This window comes from Desulfospira joergensenii DSM 10085, assembly GCF_000420085.1.
Lineage (GTDB): Bacteria > Desulfobacterota > Desulfobacteria > Desulfobacterales > Desulfobacteraceae > Desulfospira > Desulfospira joergensenii.
Map to the genome: position 1 here is coordinate 40504 of NZ_ATUG01000002.1, position 16036 is coordinate 56539.

At 52.5% G+C, this 16036-nt stretch carries 17 protein-coding genes; 11 read left to right on the top strand and 6 right to left on the bottom strand.

Annotated elements, in window-relative coordinates; all coding sequences use genetic code 11:
- The first annotated feature begins 129 nt into the window (after positions 1 to 129).
- Genes F608_RS0112475 through F608_RS0112490 form a run of 4 tightly spaced genes read left to right on the top strand, consistent with a single transcriptional unit; the run spans position 130 to position 5474 of the window.
- The gene (locus F608_RS0112475) at positions 130 to 1206 is read left to right on the top strand and encodes an alanine racemase (RefSeq protein ID WP_022665977.1); all 1077 of its coding nucleotides are present in this window, start codon (positions 130 to 132) and stop codon (positions 1204 to 1206) included.
- The gene (locus F608_RS34755) at positions 1193 to 3727 is read left to right on the top strand and encodes an MFS transporter (protein WP_022665978.1); all 2535 of its coding nucleotides are present in this window, start codon (positions 1193 to 1195) and stop codon (positions 3725 to 3727) included. The genes F608_RS0112475 and F608_RS34755 overlap by 14 nt, the downstream gene beginning before the upstream one ends.
- 48 nt (positions 3728 to 3775) lie before the next feature.
- Positions 3776 to 4987 carry a carboxylate--amine ligase gene (locus F608_RS0112485; RefSeq protein ID WP_022665979.1) on the top strand — a complete coding sequence of 404 codons (1212 nt, stop codon included), beginning with the start codon at positions 3776 to 3778 and terminating at the stop codon, positions 4985 to 4987.
- 22 nt (positions 4988 to 5009) lie between these two features.
- Positions 5010 to 5474, top strand: a complete 465-nt coding sequence (locus F608_RS0112490; protein WP_022665980.1) for a GNAT family N-acetyltransferase — start codon at positions 5010 to 5012, stop codon at positions 5472 to 5474.
- 20 nt (positions 5475 to 5494) lie between these two features.
- On the opposite strand, the gene F608_RS0112495 is transcribed toward F608_RS0112490, so the two are convergent.
- Together F608_RS0112495 and F608_RS0112500 are read right to left on the bottom strand one after the other, a co-directional pair.
- The gene (locus F608_RS0112495) at positions 5495 to 6673 is read right to left on the bottom strand and encodes an ABC transporter substrate-binding protein (protein WP_022665981.1); all 1179 of its coding nucleotides are present in this window, start codon (positions 6671 to 6673) and stop codon (positions 5495 to 5497) included.
- Positions 6674 to 6811: 138 nt separating this feature from the next.
- Positions 6812 to 7723 (bottom strand): DMT family transporter, encoded by a 912-nt coding sequence (locus F608_RS0112500; protein WP_033398482.1) that lies wholly within the window; start codon positions 7721 to 7723, stop codon positions 6812 to 6814.
- Between the two features lie 212 nt (positions 7724 to 7935).
- Between F608_RS0112500 and F608_RS0112510 the strand changes: the two genes are divergently transcribed.
- The 6 genes from F608_RS0112510 to F608_RS0112535 are packed head-to-tail and all read left to right on the top strand — an operon-like array spanning position 7936 to position 12755.
- On the top strand, positions 7936 to 8331 hold the full coding sequence (locus F608_RS0112510; protein WP_022665984.1) for a hypothetical protein: 396 nt from the start codon (positions 7936 to 7938) through the stop codon (positions 8329 to 8331).
- A 27-nt stretch (positions 8332 to 8358) separates the two neighbouring features.
- A complete protein-coding gene (locus tag F608_RS0112515) occupies positions 8359 to 9282 on the top strand; it encodes a metal ABC transporter solute-binding protein, Zn/Mn family (RefSeq protein WP_022665985.1) in 924 nt (307 codons plus the stop codon).
- Between the two features lie 57 nt (positions 9283 to 9339).
- Positions 9340 to 10107 carry a metal ABC transporter ATP-binding protein gene (locus F608_RS0112520; protein WP_022665986.1) on the top strand — a complete coding sequence of 256 codons (768 nt, stop codon included), beginning with the start codon at positions 9340 to 9342 and terminating at the stop codon, positions 10105 to 10107.
- On the top strand, positions 10073 to 10954 hold the full coding sequence (locus F608_RS31720; RefSeq protein ID WP_279615088.1) for a metal ABC transporter permease: 882 nt from the start codon (positions 10073 to 10075) through the stop codon (positions 10952 to 10954). The genes F608_RS0112520 and F608_RS31720 overlap by 35 nt, the downstream gene beginning before the upstream one ends.
- A complete protein-coding gene (locus F608_RS31725; protein ID WP_022665988.1) occupies positions 10951 to 12030 on the top strand; it encodes a permease in 1080 nt (359 codons plus the stop codon). Before F608_RS31720 ends, F608_RS31725 begins: the two co-directional genes overlap by 4 nt.
- Entirely contained in the window at positions 12021 to 12755 is a 735-nt protein-coding gene (locus tag F608_RS0112535; RefSeq protein ID WP_022665989.1) for a TIGR03943 family putative permease subunit, read from the top strand. Before F608_RS31725 ends, F608_RS0112535 begins: the two co-directional genes overlap by 10 nt.
- Here F608_RS0112535 and F608_RS0112540 read toward each other — a convergent pair whose 3' ends face one another.
- On the bottom strand, positions 12756 to 13121 hold the full coding sequence (locus tag F608_RS0112540; protein ID WP_022665990.1) for a helix-turn-helix transcriptional regulator: 366 nt from the start codon (positions 13119 to 13121) through the stop codon (positions 12756 to 12758). It lies immediately after the preceding gene.
- 103 nt (positions 13122 to 13224) lie between these two features.
- Here F608_RS0112540 and F608_RS0112545 point away from each other — a divergent pair, with 103 nt between their 5' ends.
- Positions 13225 to 13437: a hypothetical protein gene (locus F608_RS0112545; protein WP_022665991.1), complete on the top strand. Its 213-nt coding sequence runs from the start codon at positions 13225 to 13227 to the stop codon at positions 13435 to 13437.
- A 47-nt stretch (positions 13438 to 13484) separates the two neighbouring features.
- Here the strand turns inward: F608_RS0112545 and F608_RS0112550 are convergent, their stop codons facing one another.
- From F608_RS0112550 to cbiD, 3 genes are all read right to left on the bottom strand, one after another.
- Positions 13485 to 14336 carry an amino acid kinase family protein gene (locus F608_RS0112550; RefSeq protein ID WP_022665992.1) on the bottom strand — a complete coding sequence of 284 codons (852 nt, stop codon included), beginning with the start codon at positions 14334 to 14336 and terminating at the stop codon, positions 13485 to 13487.
- 74 nt (positions 14337 to 14410) lie between these two features.
- Positions 14411 to 14902 carry a tRNA (N6-threonylcarbamoyladenosine(37)-N6)-methyltransferase TrmO gene (tsaA, locus tag F608_RS0112555; RefSeq protein WP_022665993.1) on the bottom strand — a complete coding sequence of 164 codons (492 nt, stop codon included), beginning with the start codon at positions 14900 to 14902 and terminating at the stop codon, positions 14411 to 14413.
- Between the two features lie 34 nt (positions 14903 to 14936).
- Positions 14937 to 16028, bottom strand: a complete 1092-nt coding sequence (gene cbiD, locus F608_RS0112560; protein ID WP_022665994.1) for a cobalt-precorrin-5B (C(1))-methyltransferase CbiD — start codon at positions 16026 to 16028, stop codon at positions 14937 to 14939.
- Positions 16029 to 16036 lie beyond the last annotated feature (8 nt).

The window sequence follows — 16036 nt, forward strand, 5'->3', positions numbered from 1 at the left end:
CTTTGCATTACATATTAGGTCAGGATATATTAACCCGGCATTTTTACGGAGGGAAGGAAAGACAATAACCGTTTGAATACAAAAGCAGGCCGATTTTGACGGCAAAACCGGGAAGAACAGATCACAGCCATGGCTCAACTTTTAATAGACACGCATAAACTCAGACACAATATCAAATACGTCCTTGAAATCGCCGATCAGGCGCAGACGGAACTTGTGGGAGTACTCAAAGGGGTGAATTCCTTTCCAACCCTGTTTGAATTGTTCAAGGAAAACGGGATCCGCCGGATCGGGGTGTCCCGCATGGAAACCGCGAGAAAAATCAAAGAAAAGACCGGTATAAAGCCCATCAGCATTGCTCTGCCCCAGATATCCATGGCAGATGAGATCGTGGCCCTTTTCTCGTCCAGCCTGAATTCGGAAATCGATACCATTTTTGCCCTGGGTGAAGCGGCAAGCCGGCAGTCCATTGTCCATGATATCATTCTCATGGTGGATGTGGGGGACCTACGGGAAGGGGTTCTGCCGGATGATGTCCTCAAGACCGTCGGCCAAATCCTTGACCGGAACCACCCGGGACTGGCGTTAAAGGGAATCGGCGCCAACTGGGGGTGCGGGTGCGGTCTCATCCCGGACGGGAAAAATATCCAGGTCCTGGCAGGGCTGGCCAATGATATCGAAAACCGGTTTGGCCTCCCTGCTCAAACTGTATCCATAGGGGGATCCCTTTTGCTGGACTGGATGGAAAACAACCGGCTGCCCCGGCGGATCAACCAGATCCGGGTGGGGGAGGCCATTCTCCTGGGAAACATTCCGACCATCAACAAACCCCATCCCGGGCTTTTTCAGGATGTTTTCAGACTGCGCGGTGAACTTCTTGAAATCAAGGAAAAACCATCCTGCCCTTCGGGCCGGGCCGGTTTCAATGCCCTTGGCAAAAAAACACCCATCAAGGATATCGGGATCCGGCAGCGGGCCATTGTCAATATCGGGGTTACAGACACCGATGTCAGCGAGATCCAGCCGCTCAAACGCGGTGTCCAGGTGGTCTGTTCCAACTCAGACTGTGCCATCCTTGACGTGACCGATGAAATGGCCGGATACAAACCAGGGGATGTTCTCGAATTTTCGCTCAACTACAGCTCTCTAAGCCTCTGCCTGATGTCCCCGTTTATCCGGATCAAACTGACCAATGATCATGTTTAGGAAAAATAAATCCACCCCCATCCGGTCCAAACTGGTCATGGGCGCCCTGCTGCTGATGACCACGGCACTGGCCTTCAATGCCATGCTATCCCTCAACGCCCTTGAAAAGTTGTATGAGGCCTCCATCATATCCAAATATACGGTTGTAGGGACGGATTTAAAGCGGTCCATTGAGCGGTCTTTGCGGTTCGGCAAAGAGCTTGGTACCTATTTCGGAATGGAAGATATCCTCGCCAAGACCCTGGGTGCCCTGGAAAAGGACTCTGAACCCTCTGAACGGGGAACCTTTTTCTGGCGCTACTCCGATCAACTCTCCGTTTCCATTGTTAACAGGGATTTGACCGTGCTCTACACCACGGATGCGGCCTTGGAAAATCAACCGCTGCCGGAGAAATTATTTGCCAAGGCAATGGAAACTCCGGACAAAAATAAAGAAGAAACTTCATCCCTGTATAAAAAGGTCAAGGACCGGTATTTTCTTTTGATTCCCATTTCCCAGGGCCTTTTGGACAAAGAGATTGTCGGCGTGATCTCCATTGTTTTCGGGGAACAAAAGGTCAAGGCCAGCCTGGCAAAGCTGATGGAGCAAAGCACGCTTCTGATTGTGGTCATCCTGGCTGTGGCCTGCCTGCTTTTAATTGCCGTTTTGAACCTGATCCCGTTTTCCGATTCCCCGGAACGTCCCCTGCCCCGCAAAAAAGTCGCCCTGTTCCTGTTTCTCATGATCGTCCTGTCCCAGGCCGTGTTCATCGGTATCCATACGGCCAAGTTCAAGTCCTATTATCTGAAAATCAACAAGGAAAAGATCCGTGTCATTGTGGGGCTGCTCAAAGAGGATATTGAGTTTTTTTTACAAAAAGGCCTGCCCATCAACAAATTAAAGAAAATGGATGTGATGCTGGCCAAGGTAATCGCTTCCTCGCCCGAACTCGACCGGATCGCGATCACCGGAAATACGGGAAGGCCCCTGTATGCAGCCGACCAAAAGGGACGCATCGATTTTCAGGAAAACACGGAACTGGCCCGGTATCATTTGTCCGGACCTGATTTGGACAAGGTTTACGGAACAGGGGTTGTCATTGAAAAAGACGGGGAACCCCAGGGAAAAATCATTGCCAGCCTTTCCAAGCAGGCGTTGAACAAAAAAGTATGGGCCACCCTTGTTGACTCCATCACGGTTCTGATTATTTCCATCCTCTTTTTTGTCGAAATGATGATCCTTTTGTTCCAGTATATCCGGGGTCAGATTTTGAAAGGAGCCCAGAAGCAGATAAAGGCGGTCAGCTACATCGCCATCCGGCCGGTCATGTTTCTCTTTCTTTTCGGGATGGATGCTTCCATCTCTTTTATCCCCCTTCACATGGAAAATCTGTACACTCCCATCCCGGGGTTTTCCAAAGACCTGGTCATGGGGCTTCCCATCAGTGTAAAGTTTTTCTTCACGGCCATCTGTGTGTTTATCGGCGGGATATGGGTCGATAGAAAAGGATGGCATCCGCCTTTCCGGGCAGGCATCGGCCTGGCCGGGACAGGATTTATCTATGCGTTTCTGGTCCCCGGCGCGGTCCACTTTATCACTGCCATGGCCATGGTGGGGGCCGGGTTCGGGTTAACCATGATCTCTTCCCAGGGTTTTGTGGTCAATCATGTGGATTCAAGCAGAAATACCCAGGGGATTTCCCTGCTCTTTGCCGGCGCCTATGCCGGCAATATCTGCGGCAGCGCAACCGGGGCCATTTTGGCGGACCGGCTGGGATTTCCCCCGGTTTTTGCCTTCAGCTGCATGATCATGGTCATTACTTTTTTACTGGCCCTAATCACCCTGAAAGAGTCTGCCGGTTCCCCCGGACCCCAGAACAGGGATGATGTAATCCCCTCCAAGGCATCCCGGGACGGGCAGGACGGTTTAAAAATCAGGCAGACCATCCGGTTTCTCTTTGACAAGGATGTGCTCTGCCTGGTCATTTTCTGCAGTTTCCCGGCTGCCATATCCATTATCGGGTTTATGAATTATCTGTGTCCGATCTATCTGAACCGGATCGGTACCAGCCAGTCGACCATTGGCCGGGTATTCATGATTTACGGATTGTGCCTGGTCTACCTGGCCCCATACATCGGAAAATTTGTGGACAGGTCCGGAAATTCGAAAAAGTATCTTGTGATCAGCGGCCTTTTCGGGGCCGTGGCCTTTTTAATCTATCAATACCTGGGCCATGTGCCGGCCGTGGCCGTGACCATCTTTTTGCTGGGGCTTTCCGCCAGCTACGGGGGGGCACCCAGAAGAAGCTACGTTCTCAAACTGCCGGTTTCAAAGGCCTTGGGTGCGGGAAAAGCCATGGGCATTTTTAACTCCATGACAAGGATCGGCCAGATCCTGGGGCCCTTTGTTTTCGGCTGGCTTATTCTTACCTTTGGAATCGACAAGGGCTTGCCCCTGTTTGGCGGCGGGTATCTGATCATGGTTGTTTTATTCTATTTCATTGCCCGGCAGGATCACAATGCCAAACCATCCGAGGGATAAAAAAGCAGGGTACGGGTCCAGGCAAAAAGGGAAAGGGAAGAAAAAATTATGAAACACAAGGCGTTGGTCATCGGAGAAAGCGTGCAAAGCTTTTTATGCGTGATCCGGTCCCTGGGCCGCAGGGGAATCCGGGTGGATACGGCTTCCAACCGTCTGGACCACCCCGCCCTTTTCTCCCGGTACATTCAAAACCGCTTTATGTTGAACCCTTATTCATCGGGCAGGGATGAATGGGTGAAGAGGCTGAACCTTCTGCTGAAATCCGGGGACTACGACCTTGTGATTCCCTGCCACGATTCAACCATTGTGCCCATGCAGGCCAACCGGGAATCCTTGGCGCATCTCTCCCGGATCACCATCCTGGAACCCGGATGTTTTGACCTGATCTCCAGCAAGCTCAAGACCTGGGAGCTGGCGAAAAACGCCGGGGTGAATGTCCCGGAACAGATGCAGGTATTCTCCATCCAGGATCTGGCAGAGGCAAGGCAGCGGTTTTCACTGCCCCTTGTCCTGAAGCCTGAGACTTCCGTGACCGTTGAGAATATCCACACCCGGCATGTGGTGAGAAAAATTCATTCCAGGGATCAACTGGATGAGGTGGGCCGATCCATGCTGGCCACAGGCCCCTTTCTGGTCCAGAAACCATTTTACGGCACCGGCACCGGCGTGGAGTTCCTGGCCAGGCACGGAAAAATTTTGACGGCGTTTCAACATCTCCGCATCCATGAAAAAATCGGCGGCGGACCCAGCTGCTATCGAAAAAGCATTCCGCTGATGCCCCATCTGCTCCATGCCACCCGGAAAATCATTGAACGACTGGATTATACCGGGGTCGGCATGGCCGAGTTTAAAATCCATCCAGATACCGGGGACTGGGTGTTCCTGGAAATCAACGGACGGTTCTGGGGATCCCTGCCCCTGGCCGTGGCGTCCGGAGCCGACTTTCCCTTTGACCTGTTCCAGATGATGATTCTGGATAAAACCGATTTTTCGAGCCAAACCTATAAAAAAGGCATCTTTTGCCGGAACCTTCTGCTGGACGGAGCATGGTTTGTTGAAAGCTTCCGGCAAAATCATTTCGGAACCCGGTTTAACCATTTTTCCCTCCCGCGCTTTTTAAAGGAGGCTGCCAACATTTTCAAAGGATGCGAGCGGTGGGATGCCATTACCCTGGATGATCCTCTGCCCGGCATCATGCAGATGAAAAATGTCGGGGCGGACCTGATCAAAGGAACCCCCCTGCATATCCCCTGGACCTAAAAAAGGAGAGGTGTAAAATCGAATGGAATGTGAAGTGATCCGCTTTGTCCCGGCCTATCTGGACGAAATTGCATCAATGGACCTGGAAATTTTCGGTAAAAAAGAGGCGTATCCCAGAGCTTTTTTCAGACAGGCCCACGATATCCTGGGCAATCTTTTTTATCTGGCAAAAACAGAAGACGGGAAGATTGCCGGCTACATTCTGGGAGGGGTCAACCCGGAAACCGGCCAAGGCTGGGTCATCGTTTTGGGGGTCTTGCCCGGGCAGCGGAGAAAAGGCCTTGCAAAAAAATTATTGTCTTTCCTGCTGAAGGATTTTGAAAAGAAAAGCATTTCACGAGTCCGGCTCAGCGTCTCTCCTGAAAACAGTGCTGCATGCGGTCTTTACAAAAACACGGGCTTTGACGGCAGCCATATTATTCCCGATTACTTTGGGCCGGGGGAATCGAGGATCATCTATGAAAAATCTCTTTCCCCCTCCCGGTAACCGGTGCCGCCCTAGCCGGGTTATTTTTTCTTTTTTTTGTAAACCTCTATCTTTTCAAAAATCTGGTCAGCCGCGCCAATAACATCCACCGGGGGATCATACCCGATCAATTCCGCGGTCTTCAGATTAATGGCAATGGAGAGCGGTTCTTTAAACACCTGGTTGAGTTCACCTGGTTTGGCGCCGTTAAACACCTTGGCCATGGTCTCGGCGTGGAAATCCCCGATGTACTTCACCCCGGCCTGGGAAATACTCATTAAAAGGCCGTATTTTACAAATTTAATCCCGGGCTGGGAAAAGGAGGGAATGCCCTTGGCAATGAAAACGCCGCTGATGTCTTTGATGGAGCGTTTATTGACCCCGGTCTGGGTCGTCACATACACGGCGTCTACCTGCTCGGACAGTTTTTTATAACAGTCCAGCAGTTTCTGTCCTTCCGCCTCTCTGGCGGCATCTTCGGGAATCAGGCATGTTTTCACTTCAAACCCCATTTCCTTGGCCATTCTTTCAACATCGGCGATGGCGGAGTAGCTGTGTCCGCTGACCGTGTCCCTGAAAGCAACCCCCAGGGTTTTAAACCCGATGATATCGTGAAACACCTTGATCTGCCTCTGGTAGAGTGTGGGATCCACCTTTGCATGAAGATGGGAAAAGCCGGAATCTGCTTCACTTTTTATAATTTCCGCCCGGATGGGATCGCTGGTGGAGCAGACAATGGTCGGGGTGATATGCTGATCATTGGCCAGGTCCTGGCCGGCCCAGGTTCCCATGGCAATGATCAGGTCAATATCCTTCCTGGTTTTCAGCCGGTTGATCACCTTCTGGGTTGTTTTTTTCCTGGCTTCTTTATCGTTTTTATTCCAGTTGGCGGTATAATGGCCGTCTTTTACAAATTCCAGGTAATCGCTTTTCAGATTGTCCCTCATCCACTGCCACAATTTGATCGTGTCCGTGTCTTTGGGCTCGGGGATCTTTGCCTTTTCAATCCAGCCCTTTTTCATCAGGCCGTTGACTGTGCTGACAAGGGTGAGGGGATAATTGACAAACGGGCCGCCTTCATAGTAGGCAATCCGCCATTTTTTTCCGTTGTTCAGCTTCGGTTTGGTGGCAAAATTTTTCTTTTCTGCCGCAAAACCCAGCCCGTAAAGGGCAAAAAAACATAAGAGCAAAATACAACCGGTTCTCTTCAGGACCTTCATCGTTCGTCCTCCAGAATGCTTATTGTGCCTTCTCCTTTGTGCTCATAAAGATCAGAGCCTGGCAGTTATCCTTCAAAATGGCACAAGAAATACCATTTTTTTCAGGCCAGGAAAATGTTTTTATCCATTTGTTTCCATTTAGGGGATCTGGATCAGCGGCGGCGGCTTTCTCTTTCTCAGATTCACCACAATGATCCCGCTCACAATGAAAGCAATGGATCCCAGAAGATGGGGAGTGACCGGCTCATCCAGAATCATTACCCCGAAAAAGACCCCGGCAAGGGGAATGATGAAGAGAAATGAATGCTGGGCCGTGGCTCCGAATTCCCTGAGCATGGCGTTCCATGCCAGAAATCCGAAGGCTGTGGTGACCAGGGACTGAAACACCAGGGCATGGATGACCAGGGGGGTGACAGAGAAAACCATGGGGTCGTCCCAGGCAAGGCCCCCCAGAAAAAAGATGGGAATTCCCATGGCCATGGGGTAGAGGGTCACCTGGATGGCATTGAACTGCCCGATGATCCGCTTGAGATAGATCACGGAAACAGACCAGGCCACCACTGCCCCCAGCATGATCAGATCTCCCAGGTGAAGGTCGGCATTCAGGTCGGGCCGGTCAAAAAAGAGCTGAACCACCCCCAGGAATCCCAGGGCTATTCCCAGGCCTTTTTTCAGGGTGATCCGGTCCCCGGGAATAAAATAATGGGCCAGGATCAAGACCAGGAATGGAACCACATTGACGATGAGGGCTCCGTGGGAGGCGGTTGTCCGTTTCAGCCCCAGGTAAAAGCAGGAAAGCTGCAGGGAAAACAGGCATCCCTGGACCAGGATCAGGCCTAGCTGCTTCCGGGTCAGACCGATGGGAACGTTTTTATATCTGGCCCAGAGGTAAAGGGCCAGGCTGGCCATGGAAAAGCGGACAGCCGCCGCGGTAAAAGGCCCGAGTCCGGTCAGGCTGAACTTTATGGCCACTGCGTTGCCCCCGAAAATGATACATAAAAATACCATGAACAGGGCGGCCTTCAGGGTCATATCTTGGTTTTTCACCATTGCAGGGTCTGTCTCCCTTTTATCTCCAGGATTCTAATCCGAAAGAACCGGATTCCGGGCGGTCTTCTGCCTGAATCCGACAAAGATACAGGAAGGACCGCGCCGGGTAAAGATTTTTTATCGTTTTGGTTTGACCTGTACTGGCCGGCTGATGTATATTCTGAATTCTGCTCCGGGGCAGCCAAATCATAAATTTTATAGATGCGGAAATCATGAGCCTGAAAAGATCGTTCACCCATTCCCTGTTGATTTTGATGCCGGTCCTGCTAATCGGTCTCAACATGGTCTTCCAGGTTCCGGCCCGGTCTCTTCATCGGGTGCATGCCCATCATCATCACGGCTCCCATACCGGGAATCCGGCCTTCCATACCCGGGGCTGTGACTTTCCATCCCATTGCCATATGGAGGCGGACAGGACCTGTTCCATCTGCGATGCCTTTGACCTCTTTCACACGGTCTTTTTTTCCAAAACCCTTCACTTTCCCGGATATTTTACAAAAGCGGTCGGGCCGGCCTGCTTTCATGTTCCCGGATTCATTCAGGCCTTTTATCTCTTCTGTTATGCCAGGGCTCCTCCCGGACGGATCTTTCCGGATCAGACGGTGTAAACCAACAATATCTTACAGGAGAATAAAATGAACGCTTTGATTCGCTTTGCAGCCGGTTTGATTCTGATACTCGGGCTGCCGGGGATGGGTTTTGCCAAATCCCCTTTACAGGTCCATGTCAGTATCCTGCCCCAAAAGTACTTTGTCGAAAGAATTGCCGGAGATCTCGCCCAGGTGGATGTTCTGGTCAAACCCGGGAAAAGCCCGGCCACCTATTCGCCCTCACCCGACCAGATCAAAAAGCTGGCCGGATCTGATGTCTACTTCAGGATCGGGGTGCCCTTTGAAAACGGCTTTCTGCATAAAATAGAGGATATCGCCGGAAACATCCTTGTAAAGGATACCCGCCAGGGGATACGGCTCAGGGACATGGAAGCCGATCACGAGGGAGAAGAACATGAAGCCGAAGAAGACCATGATCATGGGGAAGAAGGCCACGAACACGGGGAAGATCATCACCACGAGGGAAAAGATCCCCATATCTGGATGAGTCCGGTCCTGGTCAAGAAACAGGCCGACATGATCTTTCAGACCCTGGCAGACCTGGACCCGGAACACCGGGACATATATGAAAAAAACCATAATGCCTTTTCCCAAGACCTGGATGGTCTCCATCAGGAGCTGACCCGGGTGCTGGCCCCCATGAAAGGTGAAAATCTTTTTGTATTTCACCCGGCTTTTGGGTATTTTACAGATGCATACGGTTTGCATCAGATCGCCGTTGAAAATATGGGCAAGTCCCCCAAGGGAAAAGAACTGTCCCGGATCATCAAGCTGGCCCGGACGGAAAAGGCAAGGGTGATCTTTGTTCAGCCCCAGTTTGACCGGAACGCCGCCCAGAAGATCGCTTCGGCCATCAACGGGGCCGTGGTCTCCATCGACCCCCTGGCCCGGGACTACCTGGCCAACATGAGAAAAATCGGAGCCACCGTGGCTGCCCAAATCAAATAACAACGCCCGGCTGCCCCGGGAATAGTTCCCGGGGCAGCCGGAACCGGACCGGAGAATATGAAACCTGAATTTGACATCCGCCTGAACCAGGTGTCCTTTGCCTATAACCAGAGGAACATCCTTGAAGATGTGACTCTGGTCATTTACAAAAATGATTTTTCCAGCATTGTAGGACCCAACGGGGGAGGAAAGACCACCCTTCTTAAACTCATTCTGGGTCTGATTACGCCGGACAAGGGAGAGGTCCGGGTCTTTGGAAAGCCTCCGGAACAGGTCAGGGATAAAATCGGATACATGCCCCAGTACGCTCACCTGGACATGGATTTTCCGGCCACGGTCCTGGATGTGGTCCTCATGGGGCGGCTTTGCAAGAGCCGGTTCTGGTTTTCCAGAAAGGACAAGGCCCGGGCCGCGGAAGCCATTGAAAAGGTGGATCTGAGCGATTTCATCCGAACCGGGTTCAACGAACTTTCCGGGGGACAGAAACAAAGGGCCCTCATTGCCAGGGCCCTTTGCAGCGATCCTTCCATCCTTCTTCTGGATGAGCCCACGGCCAATGTGGACAACAAAACCGAGGAATCTTTATTCCTGCTCTTAAAAGAGCTGAACCAAGACATGACCATTCTCCTGGTCTCCCACGACCTGGGGTTTGTCTCCAAGTACGTCAGGAGCGTGATCTGCGTGAACAAGCAGGTGCTCATCCATCCCACCTCCCGCCTGGAAGGGAGCATGATCAAGGATATTTACCACGGGGACCTGAAAATGGTCCGCCACGATCACCGGTGCAGCCATGACGGCCACCAGGAAGGATCTTTCCATGATTGAATTTTTCCAGGCCCTGACCGACCCGGACAATAGTTTCCTGATCTATGCCATGATCATGGGGGGACTGGCTTCCATCTCCTTTGGAATCATCGGCACCTTTGTCACCATCAAGCGCATCGGATACCTGGCCGGGGCCATTTCCCATTCCGTATTCGGGGGCATCGGCCTGGCCATATTTCTCCAGGTCAACATGGGATGGACCTGGATGGATCCGGTCATGGGTGCTGTCCTGGCCGCCCTGCTATCTGCCCTGATCGTGGGGATGGTTTCCATCAAGGCCAAGGAAAGGGAAGACACCATTATCGGCACCCTGTGGGCCGTGGGTATGGCTTCGGGCATCCTGCTCATTGACAAAACCCAGGGCTATTTCAACCTGAGCTCCTATCTCTTCGGGGATATCCTGCTCATCTCCCAAAAAGACCTGTTGTACGTCATGGCCCTGGATCTGGTGGTCCTGACCCTGTGTATCCTGTTTTTCAACCGGTTTTTCGGGGTCTGTTTTGATACGGAATTCACCCTGCTCAGGGGAATCAACACCACATTTTTCTATCTTTGTCTTTTGCTGCTCACGGCTCTCACCGTTGTGCTGCTGGTCAGGATCGTGGGCATCGTTCTGGTCATTGCTCTTTTGACCATCCCGTCAGCCATCGCTTCTTTGTATGCCCGCCGCCTGTGGCAGATGATGGTGGTCTCGGTGCTGCTCTGCGCCGGATTTACATGGACGGGCCTGGGCCTGAGTTATACCCTGAGTCTCTCCTCGGGCCCCTGCATTATCTTACTCTCAGGCAGTGTTTATCTTGCCCTGCTGATCCTCCACCATACCTTTTTTCGCGGAAACGAATCTTGAACACCATAAAAAAACCGAACTCAGCCCCTTTTCCCATTGATTCCGGAACCGGCTGCTGTCATGACCATACAGAATCGACCCAAAGTCCCATGGCCTCCCTGGGCAGGGCCGTCCAGATCTTTATCCTGGTTTCGGCCATCCTGGCGGCCATGTTCCATGCGAGGTCCGAAGCCTTTACCACCTTCTGCATCATCTTCAGCTCCATTGTTTTGGAAGCCTTTCCCTTCATGCTGCTGGGAACTCTTGTGGGAGGTTTTGTGGAGGTCTTTTTGTCCCGGGAGCAACTGGTCTCTTTTCTGCCCCGGAACCAAAAGGCCGCCATTTTCAGCGCCGCCTTTCTGGGAATTCTCTTCCCGGTATGCGAATGCGCCATCGTACCGGTGGTCCGGAAATTCATCCAAAAGGGCATGCCTTTGGGGTCTGCCGTGGCCTTTCTCCTGGCCGGCCCCATCGTGAACCCCCTGGTCTTTGCCTCCACCCTGGTGGCCTACTCCTTTGACTGGGAGGTTGCCCTGCTGAGGACCTTTTCAGGACTTGCCATTGCCGTTGCCGCAGGCCTGTTCATCGATTCCCTCCTCCAGGGGAAAACCGCCCTGAAATCCGACGGCATAACCCATTGCGGCTGCGGGCATGATCATGATTTCAACACTCCCATGTCTTTCCCGAAAAAAATCAAGGCCGCCCTGTTCCACGGAGCAGCGGATTTTTACGATATCGGCCGGTTCCTGATCATGGGAGCCCTGATTGCCGCCCTTCTCCAGACCCTGGCCGACCGCCAGGACTTTCTGGTTTCAGCCGCATCCCCCTTTGCCGCCATTCCGGTCATGATGCTCCTGGCCTTTGTGCTCAACCTCTGCAGCGAGGCTGACGCCTTTATCGCGGCTTCCTTCCGGCCCATGGGAATCCCCCTGTCGGCCCAGCTGGCCTTTCTGGTCCTGGGCCCCATGCTGGATATCAAACTCATCCTCATGTACCTGGGGGTTTTCACCCGGAAGATGATCATACTGCTCTCCCTGTTCGTGGTCCTGTCCGTATTCCTGGTCATGACCTGTATGGAGGCGACAAAATGGATGTAAAAAAAAAACAGGTTCACAGCAGGATTCTGCCGCCCCTGGTCATGGCTGCCTGGGCAGGGATGTTTATCTTTCTCCTGATCGGGGGAAGATACCAGCTTTTTCTAAAGCCGGAGTTCGGATTCCTCGTCATCGGGGGGCTGGTTATATCGGGCCTCTTCCTTTTCGGGATTCTGGACAGGGGAATTCCCGGGGGCCGGGACACGGGGATCAAGGCCCTGTTTCTTCTTCTGCCCATCCTGTTTATCTTTTCGGCCGGGGAGAGCACCCTGGGCAGCTATGCCCTTTCCAAGAGAACCCTGGTGGCCCCGGATTCCGGAACCCCAGCCTCTGTGGAACCGGTTTCCCGGGAAGAGGAACCAAATCCCCTGAAAACACCGGACACCGGCCCTGAACTGACGCCCATTTCCCAGCTCATCTTTAACTGGGACAAATACAAAGGCAAATCCGTTGTCCTGGAAGGGCTGTTTTCCGGCAATATTGAGGGTGCTCCGGATTTAGCGGCCGTATACCGGTACTTTGTCTCCTGCTGTGCGGCCGATGCCATGCCTGTGGGAGTTTTCCTGGCCCGGCCCGGTGAAATCGATATTGAGGAGAATCAATGGGTCCGGGTGGCCGGTCAGGTAACCCTGAAGCAGCTGGACGGATACGAGATGATCTTCATGACTCTGGAAAATATCGAGATCCGGGAAAAACCGTCTAAAAATGCAGCCTATCTCTACAATTAACTAACCTGATTCCATTTCCCGGTAGAGGGCTGCAAACCGGTTCAGCTTTTCAGCCTTGTCTTCCATGAACCGGATCCAGAAGGTCAGCACCTCCCGCCCCTCTTCGGTAATGGTATAGATCCGTTTGGCGGCTCCGGCATCCTTGGTCTCCCACTGGGACAGGACCAGGTTGTCTTCTTCCATCTGGCGCAAATGGCGGTAGATCATGCCCGGCGGGGCCGAACCCTCGATAAACCCGTAGGTCTGGATGGTGGAGATGAGTTCATATCCATAGGAAGCCCCCCGGCAAAGCCCCATGAGGATGGACGCCTGGATATATCTTTCCTGCCGGCCCGAACCGGGATGGGCACTCTTTTTATTTGTCATATATCACTCCTTGACATATATCCTTCAAGGATATATATTTAGTATCAACAGATATCTGTTTTATATCTGTTTTGCATTAACAAATCAAATGCCAGGGGGAATCATGAGTAAAATTTTTGTCCGCGAAAGACGGAAAATGGAAAAAGGGGAAAAAAAACCCCGTCTCAGGGTGGTGGGGATCAGTGGAAAAGAGGTGAAAATCTACACCGACCACATCCGGAAAATAGAACTGGAGGCCATTGCCAAGGAAACCGGGGCCCAGATCATCTACCTGCCTGTCCACGGAACCGGGAACCGGGACGGATCAGGCAAGTAATTCTTTGTTGAGACACCCCCCGGATGGACAATCCTCCGGGGGTTTTTTTATTTATGGATAATCGTGCCCACGTGCTCGCCTTCCAGGGCCTTCCGGATGAGTTCTGGTTTGTTCAGGGCATCGATGATCTGAAGCTCTTTCAGGCATTTGGCGTTTTTGAGCATGTGGAGGATGGGGCGCTCAATGATGAGATCGTCCAGATCCAGGGCGATGAGATCGTCCACGGAGATCTTATCGTAAAATTTGATCTCCCCGGCCTTGTCCCCGGCTTTTTTGGGATCTTTTTCAAAGAGACCGGTTTCATCTTTCAGATAGATCAGGGATTTGGCACCGATATTCTCGGCCAGAAGAAAGGCCCCGCAGTCGGTCCTATGGGGAGGGATGGAGCCGTGTTCAGCCGGATGCTCGAAAAACCCGTAGGGCGGGATGCCGAAGGTGATGGGCAGATACCCTTCCTTGCAGTACATGTTCAACTGCTCCAGATGATCGCCGTGGCCGATTTTCACTCCCCCGTGCTTGGCCAGGAGAACCGAGAGCATCTCTGCATTCTGCCAGGAGACCTTGTCTCCCAGTTTGGACAGGACCCCCGTGGGCATGCCCAGTTCCACCCCGATATTGTATACATGGCGGGCCCTTGTTCCCCCGCCGGTCATGAGCAGCAGCTTGTGGTCGTCCTTGACCTTGATGAGTTCGTCCAGGATGGGCAGGATGGCCCTGGCCCCCCGGTCCATGATGGACTGCCCCCCGATTTTCAGGATGTTGACGTCCGGATGCATCCTGAAGTACTCTTTGGATTCGGTGCTCTTGAGAAGCTCCTTGCTCACCAGGGATTCCCCCATGAGGGGAGTATCAATGTGAAGCCTTCCCCTGTCCCCATCTTCCCGAATTAATTTTCCCATGAATTCCCCTCCTGTTATTTCAGCTAAAAGGCCAAAGTCTAAATCCAGAGGCCATGATTCCGGAGTTTTTTGTTTTATGATTGCTTTTCAATGAACCGGTCATCGGATTTCATTGAAACAGAGTCATCCTGGGTTTGTTCCAGCCATCCGGAGGCACTGACCTCCTTGGTATCAAACCTGGGCACATAGGGTTTGATATCCAGCAGCGGGGTCTTGTTCAGCACGTCAATCCCCTTTATAAAGATCTTATTCTTTTCCCGGCCCAGGATCTCCACGATGGACAGGCCGATGGGATTGGGCCGCCTGGGCGCCCGGGTGGAGAAGAGTCCCCGCTTTTGGGTATCCAGAAACGGGGTGACCATGAGATCAAATCCCCTGGATTTATTGAAATGGTAGAGCAGAATGATATGGGAAAACCCTTCCAGATCATTCAGCCCCTGTTCGTATTCCTGAAAGACCTCTATAATACCCTTTACATCCTTTGCCCCGGAAGGCTGGATGGGCATGCCTTTTAAATCGTCAAACGGGGTATGGATCGTCCCGATGGGTGAAAAATCAATACTCATAATGAATCTCTCCTGAACTTATAACCTAACATGTTTATGGATTTGAATCAAACGCCACCCGGCCTTCAAAATCGAGAATCACGGCCCGGAACCTTATTCTGCCGCCGGCAAACAGACCGGCGCTTTCCAGCATTTTCGAGCCCACATGGGCGATGAGGCCGGGGTGATCCGGATAGATATGGGAAAAGGCGTGGCGAGCCGTATTGGCCCGGCAGACATCCCCAGCCAGGGATGAATCTTTCGTAATTTTTTCAGTCCAGGAAGCCAGGCGCTTCAGAGTCAGCTCGGACTTGGCCGCATGGGTATGTTCAAACCCCAGGGCCATTTTAACGGCTTTTCCGAAAAAGACCGTATAGATGATCTCTTTGATCTCTTTCTTCACAGCCGCGTCTATGGCGGCCTTGAAAAAATCCCCGGTCTGGATAAAAGCCTCTTCCCCAAACCCCGGAAACATGTCCATGGCAAATCGTTCGCTCCGCCTTCCCGTGGTAAAAACCAGGGTATGGATATCTCTTGCCGCGGCCACGGCGATGCCGGCCCGGATGGTGGCGATATAGGCCTCGTGGGACAGGGGGGTGACAATGCCGGTGGTTCCGAGAATGGAGATTCCCCCCAGAATTCCCAGCCGGGCGTTCAGGGTTTTTTTGGCCAGCTCCTCTCCCTTTGGAACAAACACTTCTATTTCCACCCCTTTGGACGGGCCGCCGGAATACCCCTCCAATACCGCGTGGACGGCCCGGAAGATCATCTCTCGGGGCCCGGGATTAATGGCCGGCTCTCCCACCCCGAGCTCCAGGCCGGGTTTGGTAACCTTTCCCACTCCTTGGCCCCCGGTGATGGTGATTTTCAGATCTTCGGAATCCTTGAGAAGGACCCGGGCTCCGATCTCGGCTTTATGGGTAATGTCCGGATCATCCCCGGCATCCTTGATGATCACGGCTTCACAGCAGGAGGATGAGATTCTGGAAACCCTTTCCACGGGAACGGTCCGGGTCCCTTTGGTGAGAAAATCAATGACCACGGATTGGGGCGGATTTCCGGAAATCAGGGTTTCCAGGGCCGCTTTTACCGCTGCCGAGGCAGCCGCTCCCGTGGTAAAGCCTTTTTTTAATTTTTTTGAATCCATATCTGAGT

Excerpts from the sequence above, each read along its gene's own strand:
- F608_RS0112475 (WP_022665977.1), top strand. The coding sequence starts at position 130 with ATGGCTCAACTTTTAATAGACACGCATAAACTCAGACACAATATCAAA.
- F608_RS34755 (WP_022665978.1), top strand. The coding sequence starts at position 1,193 with ATGATCATGTTTAGGAAAAATAAATCCACCCCCATCCGGTCCAAACTG.
- F608_RS0112485 (WP_022665979.1), top strand. The coding sequence starts at position 3,776 with ATGAAACACAAGGCGTTGGTCATCGGAGAAAGCGTGCAAAGCTTTTTA.
- F608_RS0112490 (WP_022665980.1), top strand. The coding sequence starts at position 5,010 with ATGGAATGTGAAGTGATCCGCTTTGTCCCGGCCTATCTGGACGAAATT.
- F608_RS0112495 (WP_022665981.1), bottom strand. The coding sequence starts at position 6,673 with ATGAAGGTCCTGAAGAGAACCGGTTGTATTTTGCTCTTATGTTTTTTT.
- F608_RS0112500 (WP_033398482.1), bottom strand. The coding sequence starts at position 7,723 with ATGGTGAAAAACCAAGATATGACCCTGAAGGCCGCCCTGTTCATGGTA.
- F608_RS0112510 (WP_022665984.1), top strand. The coding sequence starts at position 7,936 with ATGAGCCTGAAAAGATCGTTCACCCATTCCCTGTTGATTTTGATGCCG.
- F608_RS0112515 (WP_022665985.1), top strand. The coding sequence starts at position 8,359 with ATGAACGCTTTGATTCGCTTTGCAGCCGGTTTGATTCTGATACTCGGG.
- F608_RS0112520 (WP_022665986.1), top strand. The coding sequence starts at position 9,340 with ATGAAACCTGAATTTGACATCCGCCTGAACCAGGTGTCCTTTGCCTAT.
- F608_RS31720 (WP_279615088.1), top strand. The coding sequence starts at position 10,073 with ATGACGGCCACCAGGAAGGATCTTTCCATGATTGAATTTTTCCAGGCC.
- F608_RS0112535 (WP_022665989.1), top strand. The coding sequence starts at position 12,021 with ATGGATGTAAAAAAAAAACAGGTTCACAGCAGGATTCTGCCGCCCCTG.
- F608_RS0112540 (WP_022665990.1), bottom strand. The coding sequence starts at position 13,121 with ATGACAAATAAAAAGAGTGCCCATCCCGGTTCGGGCCGGCAGGAAAGA.
- F608_RS0112545 (WP_022665991.1), top strand. The coding sequence starts at position 13,225 with ATGAGTAAAATTTTTGTCCGCGAAAGACGGAAAATGGAAAAAGGGGAA.
- F608_RS0112550 (WP_022665992.1), bottom strand. The coding sequence starts at position 14,336 with ATGGGAAAATTAATTCGGGAAGATGGGGACAGGGGAAGGCTTCACATT.
- tsaA (WP_022665993.1), bottom strand. The coding sequence starts at position 14,902 with ATGAGTATTGATTTTTCACCCATCGGGACGATCCATACCCCGTTTGAC.
- cbiD (WP_022665994.1), bottom strand. The coding sequence starts at position 16,028 with ATGGATTCAAAAAAATTAAAAAAAGGCTTTACCACGGGAGCGGCTGCC.